General features: G+C 63.3%; 11 protein-coding genes. 9 read left to right on the forward strand and 2 right to left on the reverse strand.

What is annotated here, in order from left to right:
• Positions 1-266: 266 nt before the first annotated feature.
• Complete coding sequence (locus AMK05_RS28975; RefSeq protein WP_064843438.1) at positions 267-1,088, forward strand: DUF1206 domain-containing protein; 822 nt, start codon at positions 267-269, stop codon at positions 1,086-1,088.
• A 199-nt stretch (positions 1,089-1,287) separates the two neighbouring features.
• Positions 1,288-3,612 (forward strand): putative bifunctional diguanylate cyclase/phosphodiesterase, encoded by a 2,325-nt coding sequence (locus AMK05_RS28980; protein ID WP_064843439.1) that lies wholly within the window; start codon positions 1,288-1,290, stop codon positions 3,610-3,612.
• Between the two features lie 39 nt (positions 3,613-3,651).
• Here AMK05_RS28980 and AMK05_RS28985 read toward each other — a convergent pair whose 3' ends face one another.
• Together AMK05_RS28985 and AMK05_RS28990 are read right to left on the reverse strand one after the other, a co-directional pair.
• A complete protein-coding gene (locus AMK05_RS28985) occupies positions 3,652-4,374 on the reverse strand; it encodes a response regulator transcription factor (protein ID WP_064843440.1) in 723 nt (240 codons plus the stop codon).
• Positions 4,371-5,624, reverse strand: a complete 1,254-nt coding sequence (locus AMK05_RS28990) for a GAF domain-containing sensor histidine kinase (RefSeq protein ID WP_064843442.1) — start codon at positions 5,622-5,624, stop codon at positions 4,371-4,373. Before AMK05_RS28990 ends, AMK05_RS28985 begins: the two co-directional genes overlap by 4 nt.
• Before the next feature lie 279 nt (positions 5,625-5,903).
• Here AMK05_RS28990 and AMK05_RS28995 point away from each other — a divergent pair, with 279 nt between their 5' ends.
• From AMK05_RS28995 to AMK05_RS29025, 7 genes are all read left to right on the forward strand, one after another.
• Positions 5,904-6,920: an ABC transporter substrate-binding protein gene (locus AMK05_RS28995; protein WP_064843444.1), complete on the forward strand. Its 1,017-nt coding sequence runs from the start codon at positions 5,904-5,906 to the stop codon at positions 6,918-6,920.
• A gap of 72 nt (positions 6,921-6,992) precedes the next feature.
• Complete coding sequence (locus tag AMK05_RS29000) at positions 6,993-8,444, forward strand: sugar ABC transporter ATP-binding protein (protein ID WP_064843445.1); 1,452 nt, start codon at positions 6,993-6,995, stop codon at positions 8,442-8,444.
• Positions 8,441-9,388: an ABC transporter permease gene (locus tag AMK05_RS29005; RefSeq protein WP_064843446.1), complete on the forward strand. Its 948-nt coding sequence runs from the start codon at positions 8,441-8,443 to the stop codon at positions 9,386-9,388. Before AMK05_RS29000 ends, AMK05_RS29005 begins: the two co-directional genes overlap by 4 nt.
• Positions 9,385-10,335, forward strand: coding sequence for an ABC transporter permease (locus AMK05_RS29010; protein ID WP_064843447.1), 951 nt, complete (start codon positions 9,385-9,387; stop codon positions 10,333-10,335). Before AMK05_RS29005 ends, AMK05_RS29010 begins: the two co-directional genes overlap by 4 nt.
• A 14-nt stretch (positions 10,336-10,349) precedes the next feature.
• On the forward strand, positions 10,350-11,264 hold the full coding sequence (locus AMK05_RS29015) for an SMP-30/gluconolactonase/LRE family protein (RefSeq protein WP_064843449.1): 915 nt from the start codon (positions 10,350-10,352) through the stop codon (positions 11,262-11,264).
• 289 nt (positions 11,265-11,553) lie between these two features.
• Positions 11,554-12,738 (forward strand): MFS transporter, encoded by a 1,185-nt coding sequence (locus tag AMK05_RS29020; protein ID WP_064843451.1) that lies wholly within the window; start codon positions 11,554-11,556, stop codon positions 12,736-12,738.
• Positions 12,739-12,944: 206 nt separating this feature from the next.
• The gene (locus AMK05_RS29025; RefSeq protein ID WP_064843841.1) at positions 12,945-14,150 is read left to right on the forward strand and encodes an MFS transporter; all 1,206 of its coding nucleotides are present in this window, start codon (positions 12,945-12,947) and stop codon (positions 14,148-14,150) included.
• Positions 14,151-14,155 lie beyond the last annotated feature (5 nt).

Below are 14,155 nucleotides of genomic sequence, written 5' to 3' on the forward strand. Positions count from 1 at the left end.
GCGCATCTCGATGCCGTTGCGACGTAAGCGGGCAGTGGAGTGCAACTTAAGGGGCGTGCAAGTCAACGTTTACGTGTAAATGTGGCGTAATCCATCTTATGGAACTGGCGAGGCAATAGCTGCTCCCAATCGCAAACGACCGCGTTGCCGGTGAAGACCGAAGCTCCATTCTCCACCATCCCGCGGACCTCTGCGAGTCCTCTCAGCAAACTTTCGGAAGTCTGGCGCGTTAACCCCGCGCGCTGACTACGGATGGGGAAATGCTGATGAGCAAAGGCTTTCGATTTGATGTGCTCGCCAAAGGCGGCTACGTGGCGCGCGGTGTCGTTTTTCTGCTGATAGCGGGGTTGGCGCTCTTTTCCGGCGTCGCCGGCGGCCGGCCGGAAACGAAGTCGGCGCTCTCGACGCTGCTTGCGCAGCCGTTCGGGCGTATCTGGGTCGGAATGATTGGTCTTGGTCTTCTCGGATTTGTCGCCTGGAGGCTGGCGCAGTCCCTGGCGGATAGCGACGGCCACGGGCGGGACGGAAAGGCACTGGTGATCCGGGCCGCACTCTTCGGCAGTGCCGTCACGTATCTCGGCCTTGCCGGATATGCACTGGGTCACGCCATCTTCCTCGGCGGCGGGAGCGAAGGTTCCGGTGAGAGGGGGCTGGCGGGATGGATCATGTCGCAGCCGTTCGGCTCCTATCTTGCGATCGCCGTTGGCGCCGGCTTGGTCATCGGCGGCATCGTGACGGTCGTGAAGGGCATCACCCGCAAGTTCGAGCGCTACGTCAAAATACCGGACAGCAAGGGAATCGTGACATTGATCTGCGTTTACGGTCTCGTCGCCCGCGGCGCGGTATTCGCGATCACCGGGATATTTTTCGCCTATGCCGGCTTCCGGGTGGACCCGCAACAGGCCGGCAGCATGGGCGACGCCCTGGAATGGGTCCGCCAGCTTCCGTTCGGATCCTTCCTCTACATCGCCGTCGCCGCCGGATTGGCAGCCTTCGGAATATACAACCTTGTCGAGGCGCGCTACCGTGTCATCTCAGGCCCATCTTTGGCAGCCGCCAAGCGTTCGATCCGGCTTACGGGCTCTTGATACCTTTGCCGGAAGTTGATTTTCCCCAACCGAAGCCACCGAGCTGCTGCTGCGGCCGGCTTCCTCAGCTGTTTGTCGAGAGACACATTCTTTTCGTCCTTTCGTTGTGGTTTTTGCATGGATGACCGGCATTTTAACGAAGCCTATATGATTTCGTTAGGCCCGCGTTGGCACCCTCCCCGCACCTTCGGGAGATGCCATGTTCACTGTGATTTCATGTATCACCGACCAGCATGACTGGACGCTGCTTTTCGTTGCCCTGTCGATCTGCTGCTTCGGCAGCCTGACGGCGGTTTTCATGTTGACGCGTGCGCAGGAATGCGTGCGGCACCATCGCCACTCCTGGCTCATCGCTGCTGCCGTCGTCCTCGGCGCCAGCACCTGGGCAACCCATTTTATCGCGATGCTGGCTTATGCCGGCCCGGTGCCGATCGGCTATGACGGACCTCTGATCATTCTGTCGATTATCGCCGCCATCGTCCTGTTTGCGGTGGCGGTTGAAATCGCTTTCATCAATGGCGGCCAGCTTGTCCAGGCATCCGGCGGGGTCCTGTTTGGCGTTGCCATTGCGGCAATGCATTTCGTCGGGCTGCTTGCGATCACGCCTTTCAGCATGGTTTCGCTCGCCCTGGACAAATCGATCGTCGCCTGTGCGATGGCAATCGGCTTCGGCATCGTTGCGGTTGCGGCCCTGCGGCATAGCGCAAGCAGGCGTTTTCACATTTTTGCCGGCGCGGCGTGCATCGTCCTGGCGATCTGCAGCCTCCACACCGTGTCTATGAGCGGTGTCCAGATCACCCCTTCGGCCGAGCCCGTGCACGCCGATCTCTCCTCCGTCGATCGGATCGCCATCGCCATCGCCGTCTCGATCATCTCCACATTGATCCTGCTCGGAGCGGCCGCAGCGCTGTTTCTCGACCGTCATTTGACCGATCTGCGCGGGCTGGCGAATGCCTCGTTCGAGGGGCTGGTCATCGCCCAGGAGAATGTCGTCATCGATCTCAACGAGAAATTCGCTGCGATGGCCGGTAAGGCAGCCGCGTTTCTGAAAGGGCAGCCAGTCGACGCGGTGCTTGCGGTCGAGAGGCGCCTCGGCATCGACACCTGCCAGGGAGCGGTGTTGCGCGCGGGCCAGGATATGATTCCGGTCGAGATTCTGGCTCGAACGATCGAATATCGTGGGCGCGAATGCCAGGTGATCGCCGTACGCGATCTGACGGAGCGCCATGAGGCGAGCCGCAGGATCGAGCATATGGCGCGCCATGACCCATTGACCGGCCTGGCGAACCGCCGCGAATTCGACCGGCGTTTCGAGATGGCGATATCAGGTGCTGCAGAAACACCCAGCGGGCTGGCGCTTCTTGCCCTCGATCTCGACCGGTTCAAACTCGTCAACGACACGTTCGGCCATGCCGAAGGGGATACGGTGCTTCAGCGCGTCGCGCAGGTCCTGATCCGCGCTTTGCCGGCCGATGTGACGATCGCCCGCATGGGCGGAGACGAATTCTGCATCATCCTCGAAAACGCGTCCCGCCAACAGACGGAAGCACTGTCAACAGATCTGCTGACGGCTTTCGCCCACGAGTTCGCAGAACTCGCCACCTTTTCGGGATTCGGCGCCAGTATCGGGATTGCCTTGTACCCCGAGCACGGCGTTACCGGTCGGCGTCTCAGAAACAATGCCGATATGGCTCTCTACCGAGCCAAAAGCGGCGGCCGCGGCAGAGCCTGCACATTCGAGGCGGCGATGGACATCGAACTGCATGCCAAGCGGCAGCTCGAACACGATCTGCGGCACGCACTCGCCAAAGGAGAGCTTTTCCTCGTCTACCAGAGGATCGTCGACACATGCTCGCAAGAGCCGTGCGGTTATGAGGCGCTGTTGCGCTGGCGCCATGCAAGCCGAGGCGTTCTTGCCCCGGCGGACTTCATCGCTGCCGCCGAAGAAACCGGCTGCATCATCCCCATCGGGATCTGGGTTCTGGAACAGGCCTGCATCGAAGCAGCCTCGTGGAAAACTCCGCTGGCGATCGCGGTCAACATCTCGCCGGTTCAGTTCCTGATGCCGAACCTGGTGGAGCAGGTCTCGCAAATTCTTGCGAAAACCGGGCTGCAGCCTGACCGTCTGGAGCTCGAGATCACCGAGTCGGCGCTGTTCCACGATCGGGCCGCCGTGCTTTCCAAGCTCGGTCAGCTCCGGGCGACGGGTATCCGGGTCGTTCTCGACGACTTCGGGACCGGTTATTCTTCGCTCGCCCATCTGCGGGATTTTCCGTTCGACAAGCTGAAGATCGACAGACGTTTCCTTGCCGGCATCGGCGTCGATCCCACCATCAGGGCGCTGTTTGAGAATGTCATCGAGATGGCGTCGACGCTCAACCTGCCGGTGATTGCCGAAGGCGTCGAGACGCAGGAACAGCTTTCGATCCTTCATGCAAGCCAGCCGGCGCAGATGCAGGGCTTCCTGTTCGGCAAGCCTGAGGCGGCGCCGAGCAGCCGGGCGCCGTTGAAAGCGATCGCCTGACCCGCCTGGGCAGATTATAGGCTTTCCAGCAGCTCCGGACTACTTTCCGTCGAGCCATTCCTGCAACTCTGCCTCGGCCCGCTCCAGAGCGCTGTAATTCAGGAGCTTGCGCAGGAAAGCCACCGTGATGGCGCGGGCGCGGAGATTGAAGCGGCCGTCCTCGTGGTCGTCGCCGGCGCTCTGGTAGACGTCGAGTTTGTCGTAGAGCTGCTGCAGGCGGTTCTGCACGCTGCGCAGCGACAGGCCGCGGCGTTTGGCGATCGCCCGGTCGGTAAGACCGAGCGCGATATCGACGAGGATTTCATATTCGGAATCGGTAAAGCCGTTGGTCTGGCCGAGGCTCTTCTGCTGCAGGCCCCTCACCTCGCGGTCGATGACGCATTGGCTCTCGATGAAGATCGAGCGCAGCGCCAGCTTCAGCCGCTCGTCGGAGGCGGATTTCAGCACATAGCCGTAGGCGGCGCCATCCGGCACGATGCGCGAGACGCCGCGCACATAGGCCTCATCAGAATAATTCGACCAGAACAGGATGCGGGTCTCCGGCCGCTCCTTCCAAATGGTGCGCGCCGCCTCGATGCCGTTGCGGCTCGCCATTTGCAGGTCCATGACGATATGCGCCGACTTATGGTCGCGCGCGAGCTTCTCGCCGACCGTGCCGTTCTCGGCCTCGATCACCGTATCGCATTCCGGCAGGGCGGCGTTGACCGCCTCGTGCAGATAGGAGCGGTGCAGCGGGTCGTCCTCGACGATCAGAACCTTCATCGTGTCTCTCCTCGGTCCGGCCCGCTCGCCGGGTCGTGCGGGGTTAGCGGCAGGACGACCCGCACCACGGTGCCGCGATTGTTGTGGCCGGGGCCGGTGGTGAAGCGCGCCGAAATCAGTCGCGCACGGGTCTTCATATTGTCGATGCCGCCACCGATCCGTCCGCGCGCCTTGGCGAGCCCGCTGCCGTCGTCGAAGATTTCGATCGACAGCCGCTCCTCGTCGGCTTCGAGCCGCACCGTGACGGCGAGCGGGGCGGCATGGCGCACCGCATTGTTGATCGCCTCCTGGGCAATCCGGAACAGCGCGACGCTGACGGTCGGTTCCAGCCGCTCCAATGCGCCGTGCGTTTCGTCGACCAGACCCCATTCGATGGCCGATCCGGTGTCGCGGGTCGACCGGTCGAGATGATGCTCGATCGCCTGCGCGAGGCCGAAGAGCTGGAGCACCGAGGGTTTGGCCTGTTCGATGATCTGCCGCAGATCCTGCATGCAATGCTGCAGCGAGCGGGAGACCGGCTCCAGCGCCTCGGGCGTCACCTCGCCGTTGCGCGACAGCCGGTCGATCCGGCGGGCGAGCCGCGTCAGGTCGGCGAGCGTCTGGTCGTGCAGGTCCATGCCGATCCGCTGGCGTTCCTGCTCCAGCGCCTCGGTCAGCTTCAGCGCGCCCTGCCGCAGCCCCTCCTCGCGGGCCCGGGCCTCCGCCTCGACGATGGCCGAGCGCTGCGCCTGCTCGGCAGCCTGCAGCGCGAAGAAATAGGGGGTCAGCAGGTCGGCAATGATGCGGGCGCGTTCGATATCCTCCATCGTATAGACCCCCGCCGTTCGCGATGAACAGGAGAGCGCAGCGATGATCGTGCCCTGCACTTTCATCGGCACATGCAGGCGGCTCCGCAGCGACTCTTCGACGATCGGCCGCTTGAAGGCGCCCTCGAAGTGGAAACGCTGGTCCGTCATGGCATCGTCCGCCAGCAGAAAATCCACCTCGCCCCGGAGCAGCGAACGGATCGGGCTGTTGACCACGGGCGCACCGGCAAGGTCGCCCCAGGCGGTCTCGATGCCGGTCTCATAGGCCGTGTGATAGTTGCCGCCCTCGAGCAGCACGCAGACGTCGAGGTGGTCGTGCGGGATGATATGGGCGACCTCGGCCGCAACCGAACGGATGGCTGAGCGGAAGTCGAGCTGGCCCGCGAGCAGCCGGGAAATGCCGAGATAGTGGTCGAACATGGCTGCGGGTGCGCGATGCAGCATGGTGGTTCCTCCCCGAGACGGCAGCAGGCTCCTCAACCCGCAGCGCGCCCTTTGCAGTAAGCGCCCGCGGAAGCGCCGCCGTCTTGCGTAAACCCGCAGCTAATTGCGCAAAACCCGCAAACGACTTGCTGCCTTGCCCCTGTACAGCCCGGTCGATCTCCCGCATCCTGCCCTTACTGAGAGGAGGAAGCTCAGTGCAAGAACAATTTTCACTCGAGCCCATTTTGGGCGCGCAGGAGTGAACGATCCGCCGACCGGCGCGATCAGAGGGAGAGAGACATGACAATTCGTAAGATGCTTCTGGCATCGGCCGCTATTGCTTGCGCCGCGATGCCCGTTTCCGCCTTTGCCGACACGTCGGCCAAGAAAATCGCCCTTTCCAACAATTATGCCGGCAACTCCTGGCGCCAGGCCATGCTGACGAGCTGGGGCAAAGTCACCGGCGAGGCCGTCAAGGCCGGCGTCGTTGCCGCCGCCGATCCCTTCACCACCGCCGAGAACCAGGCGACGGAGCAGGCGGCGCAGATCCAGAACATGATCCTGCAGGGTTATGACGCCATCGTGCTGAATGCCGCCTCGCCGACGGCGCTGAACGGCGCGGTCAAGGAAGCCTGCGACGCGGGCATCACCGTGGTGTCCTTCGACGGCATCGTCACCGAACCCTGCGCCTGGCGCATCGCCGTCAACTTCAAGGAAATGGGCCGCAGCGAGGTGGAGTACCTGTCGAAGAAACTCCCGCAGGGCGGCAGCCTGCTCGAGATCCGTGGTCTGGCCGGTGTCTTCGTCGATGACGAGATCTCGGCCGGCATTCACGACGGCGTCAAGCAGTTCCCGCAGTTCAAGGTTGTCGGCTCCGTCCACGGAGACTGGGCGCAGGACGTGGCGCAGAAGGCGGTTGCCGGCATCCTGCCGAGCCTGCCCGACATCGTCGGCGTGGTGACGCAGGGCGGCGACGGTTATGGCGCCGCGCAGGCGATTGCCGCGACCGACCGGAAGATGCCGACCATCATCATGGGCAACCGCGAAGACGAGTTGAAGTGGTGGAAGGAGCAGAAGGACGCCAAGGGCTACGAGACCATGTCCGTTTCCATCGCGCCTGGCGTCTCGACGCTCGCCTTCTGGGTCGCTCAGCAGATCCTCGATGGCAAGCAGGTCAAGAAGGATCTCGTCGTGCCCTTCCTGCGCATCGACCAGGACAATCTCGAAACCAACCTCGCCAATACGCAGGCCGGCGGCGTCGCGAACGTGGAATACACGCAGGCAGACGCGATCAAGGTTATCGAGCAGGCCAAGTAAATCTCCCGGCGACTGCCGCGCGGCCGCAAATGGCGGCGCGGCATTCTTTGTGAAGCAGATGTGGCGGGCAGGATGAATGAGGTTTTGAAGGCGGTGATCGCCGTCGATGGCGCCAAGGTCAGCTTCGGCGCGGTCAGGGCGCTCGACGGCGTCACGCTCCGTGTCATGCCGGGCGAATGCGTCGGGCTGGTCGGCCACAATGGCGCCGGTAAATCCACGATCGTCAGCGTGATCAACGGCGGCCTGACGCCGCATGAAGGCAGTGTGGCGAGCGACGGCGAGCGGCTGGAACGCTATGGGATCAACGCGGCGCGGGCCCGCGGGGTGCGCTGCGTCTTCCAGGAGCTTTCGCTCTGCCCCAATCTTTCCATCGTCGAAAACACCCGCATCATGCATCGCCATCTCGGCGGTTTCGGCTGGCGTAGGCGCGCCGCTGGAATCATCGAGAGGAGCCTTGATGCCGTCTTTCCCGGCCATGGCATCGACAGCAGCCGGGCCGTGGGCGATCTGTCGATCGCCGAGCGGCAGATGGTCGAGATTGCTATGGCTTTTTCCGATGCCGGCGTTGCGCCGCGGTTGGTGATCCTCGACGAGCCGACCTCGTCGCTCGATGCAAGCCTTGCCCGCCAGATGCTCGATCATGTCCGCCGCTTCGTTGCCGCCGGCGGCTCCGTCATCTTCATCTCGCATATCCTGCACGAGATCCTCGAAACCTCCGACCGCATCGTCGTCATGAAGGACGGCCGCATCGTCGCCGAGCGCCCAGCGCCGGGCTTCGACCATAACGGTCTCGTCGAAGCGATGGGCACCGTTGCGAAGGAGGAGACGGCGCAGCGCTCGACGCGCGACCAATCCACCGCTCCGCTCATTCTGTCTCATCAGACGAAAGGCCTTCCCTTCACGGCGCTAAAGGGTGAGATCATCGCACTGGCGGGACTGGCCGGACACGGGCAGACCGAATTGCTGCTTGCCCTGCATGCCGCGCAGTCTAGCAACTGGCTGCCCGAGCGCGATCCGCTCGTCACCTTCGTTGCCGGCGACCGCCGCCTCAATGGCGTCTTCGAACTCTGGAGCATCCTGCGCAATTTCTCGATCGCGTCGCTCGGCGACCTTACCCGGCACGGCCTTATCCTCGCCGATGAAGAGCAGACCAAGGGCGCCGATTGGAAGCGGCGGATCGAGATCCGCACGCCCGATATGGCCAACCGCATCCTATCGCTTTCCGGTGGCAACCAGCAGAAGGTGCTGTTTGCCCGCGCGCTGGCGACACGCGCGCCTGTCGTCCTGATGGACGATCCGATGCGCGGCGTCGACGTCGGCACCAAGCAGGAGGTATACGCGATCATCCGCGAGGAAGCGGCGTACGGCCGCACCTTCATCTGGTACTCCACTGAGATGGACGAGGTCCGCCTCTGCGACCGCGTCTACGTCTTCCGCGAAGGCCGCATCACCGCCGAACTCGCCGACGACGCCGTCAACGAGACGAATATCATCGCCGCTTCCTTCGAAGGGGTCGCCGCATGACGTTCCGGCTCTCGTCCGACGCCTTGCGTCTTGCCATCCCCGCTCTGTCGCTGACGCTGCTGCTTGCCGCCGTCTTCTGGCTGCAGCCGCGCGCCATGAGCTATGTCGGGCTCAACCTGCTGTTCAACCTGGCTGTGCCCATCGCGCTTGCGACGATCGCCCAGATGCTGGTGATGGCGGTCAACGATCTCGATCTGTCGATGGGCACCTTCGTCAGCTTCGTCGCCTGCGTCACCGCCACCTTTCTGCGCGATGCGCCGGCGGTCGGCATCCTGATCCTTGCCGGCGCGATCGCCATCTATGCGGGCCTCGGCGTCGTCATCCATCTGCGCAACCTGCCGTCGATCGTCGTGACCCTCGGCATGAGCTTTGTCTGGGGCGGTCTTGCCGTGCTGCTGCTGCCGGCACCGGGCGGCCAGGCGCCCGATTGGGTGCGTTGGCTGATGACCGTCAAGCCGCCGCTGGCGCCGATGGCGATCGTCGCCAGCATCGCCATCGCCGCCGTCGCCCATCTTCTCGTCATGCGCTCCTCGCTCGGCGTGCTGATCCGCGGCATCGGCGGCAACCAGCGCTCGGTCGAGCGCGCCGGCTGGTCGATCGTCGCGGCGCGCGCCGGCGCCTACGGCCTCGCCGGCCTGTTCGCGGTGCTCGCCGGCATCGCCCTCGTCGGCCTGACGACCTCGGCCGATGCTAATATCGCGCTGCGCTACACGCTGCTGTCGATCGCCGGCGTCATCCTTGGCGGCGGCGAGTTCATCGGCGGCCGCGTCTCCCCTGTCGGCGCCGTCATCGGCGCGCTGACCCTGACGCTCGCCGGCTCGTTCCTGTCCTTCCTGCGCATCTCGCCGGACTGGCAGATCGGCGCGCAAGGCGCGATCCTGATCATCGTGCTCGCGCTTCGCCTGATGCTCAACCGCCTGGAGAAGCGGGAGAAACGCGGATGACTCCGCTGCTCGGTCTGTTCGGCAAACCCTGGATATGGTCGTGGCTTGCCGCCTTCGCCGTCTGGTTTCTGACCATCATGGTGACGCTCGGCGCCAGCACGCTCGGCTTGTCGCAGGCAGCCCTCACTTTCGCCGCCTTCTCGGTCATCGTCGGTATCGGCCAGATGTTCGTCATCACGCTCGGTCCCGGCAACATCGACCTCTCGGTTCCCGCCACCATGACGCTGGCCGGCACGGTGGCGCTGAAGCTGATGAATGTCGAAAACGGCATGATCCTGCCCGGTCTTCTCATTGCCATCGTCCTCGGCCTTGTCGTCGGCCTCGGCAATTATGCGCTGATCAAGGCGCTGCGCATTCCGCCGATCATCGCCACGCTGTCCATGAGCTTCATCGTCCAGTCCGCAGCGATCTGGACGAACCGCGGATTGCGGATCAAGCCTCCGGGCCTGCTGGCGGAATTCAGCACGTCGAACACGCTCGGCGTGCCGAATGTGGCGATCGTAGCACTCCTCATCTCGCTGCTTGCCTGGTTCCTGCTCGAAAAGACGATCTACGGGCGCTGGATCTCGGCGATCGGCCAGAGCATGCCGGCGGCTCGCATGGCCGGCATACCGGTCGACGGCACGCGTTTCGTCACCTATCTGTTCTGCGCCGTGCTCGCCTCCGTCGCAGGCTATCTGCTCGCCTGTTTTTCCGGCGGGGCAGCGCTCAACATGGGCTCGGAATATCTGTTGATGTCGATCGCCGTCGTCGTGATCGGCGGCACGGCGGTCGCCGGCGGCGATTCCAACGTGCCGGGCATCTGGGGCGCCTCGCTCTTCATGTTCCTGGTCGTCTCCATGCTCAACACCTACGGGGTCGGCGCCGGTATCCGCTTGATCATGACCGGCCTCATCATCATCAGCGTCATCATGCTCGCCGGCGGCCGCCGGGCCGGCATGCGATAAACGGAAAGACCGCCATGGCCGACGCCAGCATCTACGAAATCCACGACCCGCGGTTCCGGCAGCTGATCGTGACGAGCGCTAGCCTCGACGAACTCTATTCCGGCTGCCGCTGGGCCGAGGGTCCCGTCTGGTTCAACGATGCGAACCAATTGCTGTGGAGCGATATTCCCAATCAGCGCATGCTGCGATGGACGCCGGAGAGCGGCGTCTCCGTCTATCGCCAACCCTCCAACTTCGCGAACGGCCACACACGCGACCGGCAGGGGCGGCTGATTTCCTGCGAACATGGCATGCGCCGCGTCACGCGCACCGAGGTCGACGGCTCGATTACCGTGCTCGCCGATCGTTTCGAAGGCGCCAGGCTCAATTCGCCGAACGATGTGGTGGTGAAATCCGACGGCACGATCTGGTTCACCGACCCCACGTACGGCATCATGTCGGATTATGAAGGCTATCGCGCCGTGCCGGAGCAGCCGACCCGCAACGTCTACCAGCTCGATCCGGCGACCGGGGGGCTTGCGGCTGTCGCCACCGATTTCATCCAGCCGAACGGCCTTGCCTTCTCACCCGACGAGACCATTCTTTACGTGGCGGATTCGGCGGCAAGCCACGATGAAAGCCTGCCGCGCCATATAAGGGCTTTCGACGTGGCCGACGGCAACAGGCTGACGAATGGCCGGGTCTTCTGCCTGATCGACAGCGGCATTCCGGACGGCATCCGCACCGACGTGACCGGAAACCTCTGGTCGAGTGCTGGTGATGGCGTGCATTGCTTCGATCCTGCCGGCAAACTGATCGGCAAGATCCGCGTGCCGCAAACCGTCGCCAACCTCACCTTCGGTGGTCCCAAGCGCAACCGGCTGTTTATTGCGGCGACGCGTTCGATCTATTCGGTCTATGTCGCCGTCAGCGGCGCTCAGCTGCCGTGAGAGCGTGATTCTGCTCGGCGTCTCACTATAGTCGCTGGAGCGGAGGGCCGCTGGACGGAGACGCAGTTGCGGTTGGCGCTTTAGACCGCCAGCATCGGCTAGGCAGAAGCGCCCGCATGGCGCTTGATCCGGAACGTCCCCGCAGGCAGCGGTCGCAGGAAGCCAACCGCCTTCGCTTGCTCCGTCGCATCTCCTCAGAATAAGGTTTTGATCTCCGCCCCTGTGAGTTAGACATCACAAATCCAAAAGCGCGCGTTCGACTTCGAGCGTCAATTCCCGGAGTTGCATCATGAAAATCGCGCCGCAACAGCGGATCTATGTCTGCTTCTTTCTCTTCGCCGTGTCGCTGGGGGCGCTGTTGTCGAGGATGCCGGATTTGCAGGTTGCGCTTGGCGTCAACAAGTCCGAGCTTGGGTTGATGTTGATAGGGGCTGCGATCGGCGCCTTGATTTCGTTGACTTTGTCTTCGCCCGTGATCGCCCGGCTTGGCGCGCGGACAACGGCATTCATTACTGTTCTTGGCACGTCTGCGCTGCTGTCGCTGGTGCCGTGGATTGGGGCGGCGCCGGTCGTGTTCTGTGTGCTTTTCGTCGAGGGGATGCTCGCCGGGGCGCTGGAGATCAATCTCAATGTCGAGATTGATCGCATCGAAGCACAGCTAGGACGCGGCGTGATGAACAGGGCGCATGGTTTCTGGAGCCTCGGCTTCTTCGTCACGGCGCTTGTCTCCTCAGTCGTCCGTCAAGCCGGTATTTCGATGCAACTCCATCTCGCCGTGACCTTTGCCGCGGTGCTTGTGCTCGGCGTCTGGGCGATTTCAGGCATGCGAAATGCGCCCGCGCGGTCCCCCTTGAATGAAGGCAAGGCGCCACTGGTGGCGCTTCCCACCCGGAGCCTCATGCCGCTCTGCGTGATCGGCATCGCGGCCTTTCTCGTCGAAGGTGCAGGGATCGACTGGTCGGCGATCTATATGCGCGACGTGTTTTCAGTCGAGCCCTTCATTGGCGGACTAGGATTGACGCTCTTTACTTTCTGCATGGCACTGGCGCGCCTGTTCGTCGATCCGCTGGTCGATCGGTTTGGCCCGCGGGCCGTCGCCACGATGTTGCTTGTCCTTTCGGCTATCGGCATTTGCGCCGTCTGGGGCGCTCCGCATGCCTATGTGGCACTGGCGGGCTTTGCCTTGATGGGCGCCGGCTGCAGCGCTGTCTATCCTCTCGCCGTCTCGGCGGCGGCCCAGCGCACAGATCGCGCGGCGCATCTCAACGTCGCCGCCCTTGGCCAGATGACCTTCGTCGCCTTCTTCCTGGCGCCGCCGCTGCTCGGTTTCATTGCCGAACATGCGGGCATCAGGACATCCTATCTCGTCTGCCTTCCGTTGATCATCTACGCGCTCTTTTCGGTCAAGGTGCTTGCTCAGCGCCGGGCGGCCTGCGACGGCAGCGTTGCGAGCGTTCGGAGCGTCAACGGGTGATCGATCGAGCTGGATGTTTCGGCGGCGCGATCGGTTCAGCGAAAAGCATAGGCGAGCACGCCGTAGCGCGTGCTCTGCGCTCCCTTAGCTTATATAGGTTTTAGGCAGCCGGCGTCGCAGATCCGACAGTCCGCCGGCTGCCCATGCTAGATGATCATCGCGTCGAGCGGGAGCGCGAACACGGTTGCCAACAGAGGTCGATCATCATGACTAGCGTCCGTATCCATGATAACGTCCTCGTCGCCGTCATGATTGCCTGCGTCGGCACGTGTTACGGATTCGGCCTCAGCCTTTTTCCTCAAATCATCCCCGACATGCGGAAAGATCTTGCCTTCGACTATGCCTTCGTCGGCACGGTCACCGGCCTGGTGCAGTTTTCCACAGTGGCATTCGCCGTGCTCGGTACCTGGCTCGTCCATCGCATCGGCGCCGCACGGACGGTGGTGGCGTCCGTGTCGCTCTGCGGGCTCTGCCTGTCGAGCATCCCCATCAACGACAATCTCTATGTGGTTGCCGGCCTGCTGATGGTCGCCGGAGCGACTGGCGCATCGACTTTCGTGCCGATGATTAATCTTGCCTCGCGGGTGGTGAGAGCAGAACAGCGCGGCTTTGCCATGAGCCTGATCTCCAGCGCCCCGGCCTTTGGCGTCCTCATCAACAGCGCACTCGTGGCGGCATACGCCGGAAGCGGTCACTGGCAGATAGTCTGGTTCCTCACAGGCGCGGCCACGATCGCACTGGCCGTTGCCACCCACATTCTCTTCGGGCGGGCCGGCCTCTTCGACAACGGGACAAGTCACGAAACGCTGGCGCCAACTGCCGGCGGTTCAGCAAGCCTGCGCTCCATCATGCCATGGGTGACGCTGATCTTCGCGCTCGGCTTCATCAACGGCCTGATGCCATATCCCTATCTCACCTATCTCTCGCCGTTTCTGCGCGAGGAACTCGGCTACTCCGTCGGCTTTGCCTCATGGCTCTGGGCAACGATCGGGGCGGTGGGGATCAGCGCAGGCTTCGCCATTGGCACAATATCGTCGCGTCTCGGATCGCGCTATGCCATGCTGACCTGTTACTCAAGCTTCCTCGCCGCCGGCGGCCTCGTCGTCCTCGATCCCTCGATGGAACTCTCGATTCTGTCCGGCATCTTCTTTTCGCTGGGCTTTTATCCGATCTATGGCTTGCTGCCGGCCTACGTCTCACATCGCGCCACGCCCCGCGTCGCGGTGACTGTCTTAGGCATCTGCACCGTGTTCCAAGGCATCGGCGGCACGACAGGGAATTTCTTCGGCGGCGTGATTAAGACATCGACCGAGAGTTTCAGCGGCATCTATCTCGCCGTTGCAGTTACGGCCGCCGTCGCCGCGGCGATGACGATCTCGCTGCCGAAGGACCAGAGTGTGCAGGCCGTGTAGCGTCT

This window comes from Rhizobium sp. N324 (assembly GCF_001664485.1).
Lineage (GTDB): Bacteria > Pseudomonadota > Alphaproteobacteria > Rhizobiales > Rhizobiaceae > Rhizobium.

Bases quoted from the DNA above. Each gene is read 5' to 3' on its own strand.
- AMK05_RS28975 (WP_064843438.1), top strand. From the start codon at position 267: ATGAGCAAAGGCTTTCGATTTGATGTGCTCGCCAAAGGCGGCTACGTG.
- AMK05_RS28980 (WP_064843439.1), top strand. From the start codon at position 1,288: ATGTTCACTGTGATTTCATGTATCACCGACCAGCATGACTGGACGCTG.
- AMK05_RS28985 (WP_064843440.1), bottom strand. From the start codon at position 4,374: ATGAAGGTTCTGATCGTCGAGGACGACCCGCTGCACCGCTCCTATCTG.
- AMK05_RS28990 (WP_064843442.1), bottom strand. From the start codon at position 5,624: ATGCTGCATCGCGCACCCGCAGCCATGTTCGACCACTATCTCGGCATT.
- AMK05_RS28995 (WP_064843444.1), top strand. From the start codon at position 5,904: ATGACAATTCGTAAGATGCTTCTGGCATCGGCCGCTATTGCTTGCGCC.
- AMK05_RS29000 (WP_064843445.1), top strand. From the start codon at position 6,993: ATGAATGAGGTTTTGAAGGCGGTGATCGCCGTCGATGGCGCCAAGGTC.
- AMK05_RS29005 (WP_064843446.1), top strand. From the start codon at position 8,441: ATGACGTTCCGGCTCTCGTCCGACGCCTTGCGTCTTGCCATCCCCGCT.
- AMK05_RS29010 (WP_064843447.1), top strand. From the start codon at position 9,385: ATGACTCCGCTGCTCGGTCTGTTCGGCAAACCCTGGATATGGTCGTGG.
- AMK05_RS29015 (WP_064843449.1), top strand. From the start codon at position 10,350: ATGGCCGACGCCAGCATCTACGAAATCCACGACCCGCGGTTCCGGCAG.
- AMK05_RS29020 (WP_064843451.1), top strand. From the start codon at position 11,554: ATGAAAATCGCGCCGCAACAGCGGATCTATGTCTGCTTCTTTCTCTTC.
- AMK05_RS29025 (WP_064843841.1), top strand. From the start codon at position 12,945: ATGACTAGCGTCCGTATCCATGATAACGTCCTCGTCGCCGTCATGATT.